Raw genomic sequence first — 1,305 nt, forward strand, 5'->3', positions numbered from 1 at the left:
CGCATCATTTGTACCCGAGGAGGAGTCTGGCTGAGTTGGTGCTGTAGAACTCTTATTGACAACCAACTGCTGGCCGATAAAAATCAAATCTGTGTTCAGATTGTTCCATGATTTCAGTTTAGAAACGGTTGTACTGTGTTTCATACTAATTCCCCAGAGTGTATCTCCTGAAGAAACTTTGTACGTCTGGTCCGCAAAAACGCTCGTTCCCCAGAGCACGGATGCCATCAATGTACCGCATACAGCTGTTGCCAACTTCTTTTTGTTCATGAAAACAATCCTTTCTCCTATGTAGAGTTAAAAAGTTCCAAGCTATCTAGATATATGTAACTATTTCTAATTATTCATAATTCGCATCATTTTGTAAATAGTGCGCTTTTTCAACAAAAACCCCCAATTCCTCCATTTTCCTATGTGAAATAACACATTATAATGAACACTTGATGAATATTACATTTATGTTACAAATCCAATGGTACCTTCGATGGTCCACCTCGATGGTACCTGACCCCGATCTCAGAGGAACTGGTACCAGGTACCGCCTTCTCTCGTTACGGTACCTGGTACCAAGAAAAGGATGAACGATACCTGACACCGGACGCACCGGACGAATGACACCGGACGCAACAACTATATGATTCCGATTCCTTTAATTAACGGGTATGGTCACTAGCAGATAAACAAAAAGTAAGGATTAAGGAGGGATCGATATGTATGTAGGAAGAGATTTATCACAATTGACGATGGAGTCCAAACAAACTTGGCAAGATAAAGAGTTGGGATATTTTCACTACGCACTATCCCAGACAGCTCCATATTTAAATTCAGAGGGAGTTACAATGTTGAGGGAGATCAATAACGAAATAAAGCGCCGTGGAGGTCTTCAGGAGCATGAAGCTACCTGGACCCACGGCACTCATCCTGTTATTGATTGATGTGTTTATGAGCTTTTTGATGAGAAACAGGAAATGGCAAGTCGTTCATTTCTTCAAGATTGACGAAGCGGGACCGTTCTCTGTCTAGGTCCCCGTCGACAACTTTAGCTTTCACGACTTCCATTTCCCATATAAGATGAGAAAAGACATGCTTAATTTGATCAACAGATTTTTCAAGCTCTATGTGCAACCCGTATTCACCATAAAACCACGGTTTGACAGCTTCCTCGTCTAAGTCAGCAAGAGGCACCATGGGGAACTGCCAAAGAGATGCAAGCAGCCCTTCTGATGGTCTCTGTTCCACTAAGATCTCCTTCTTTTCATTTTGGATGAGAAGGAGCATGTAGGGAGACTTTTTCTGTTTTTTCTT

At 41.9% G+C, this 1,305-nt stretch carries 3 protein-coding genes; 1 reads left to right on the plus strand and 2 read right to left on the minus strand.

All coding sequences use genetic code 11. The features are described 5' to 3' along the window. Nucleotides 1-270: LysM domain-containing protein (locus LD39_RS15890; RefSeq protein ID WP_035549545.1), on the minus strand; the 270-nt coding region annotated here is incomplete at its 3' end. A 440-nt stretch (nt 271-710) separates the two neighbouring features. Here LD39_RS15890 and LD39_RS15895 point away from each other — a divergent pair. Beyond that, complete coding sequence (locus LD39_RS15895) at nt 711-935, plus strand: hypothetical protein (RefSeq protein ID WP_035549548.1); 225 nt, start codon at nt 711-713, stop codon at nt 933-935. Here LD39_RS15895 and LD39_RS15900 read toward each other — a convergent pair. Then, nucleotides 925-1,305, minus strand: a 381-nt coding sequence (locus LD39_RS15900; protein ID WP_197061444.1) for an NUDIX domain-containing protein, incomplete at its 5' end; no start/stop codon positions are given. The genes LD39_RS15895 and LD39_RS15900 overlap by 11 nt on opposite strands.

Origin of the sequence: Halobacillus sp. BBL2006, from assembly GCF_000786645.1 — a bacterium.
Classification (GTDB): Bacteria; Bacillota; Bacilli; order Bacillales; family Halobacillaceae; genus Halobacillus.